Source organism: Commensalibacter papalotli (ex Botero et al. 2024) (assembly GCF_947179115.1).
Lineage (GTDB): Bacteria > Pseudomonadota > Alphaproteobacteria > Acetobacterales > Acetobacteraceae > Commensalibacter > Commensalibacter papalotli.
The window spans coordinates 1-223 of record NZ_CAMXCI010000032.1; the positions used below are offsets into that span (position 1 = coordinate 1).

At 43.0% G+C, this 223-nt stretch carries 1 protein-coding gene; it reads left to right on the top strand.

The features are described 5' to 3' along the window. Window positions 1-223, top strand: a 223-nt coding sequence (locus tag QMN76_RS10935; RefSeq protein WP_282066060.1) for a phage terminase large subunit family protein, incomplete at both ends; no start/stop codon positions are given.

Consider the following 223-nt stretch of genomic DNA (forward strand, 5'->3'; position numbering starts at 1 on the left):
GTAAAATTGTATCGGGATCAACGCCAACGATTAAAGGACTATCTCGGATTGAAAAGCTTTATCAAGAGGGTGATCAACGACGTTTTTACGTGCCATGTCCTCATTGTGGAGGCTATCAAGTCCTAGAATGGGGTGGCAAAGATGTGACGCATGGCATTAAATGGGACAAAGATGAACAGGGTCAAGCTTTACCCGAAACGGTGCATTATGTATGTAAGCATAA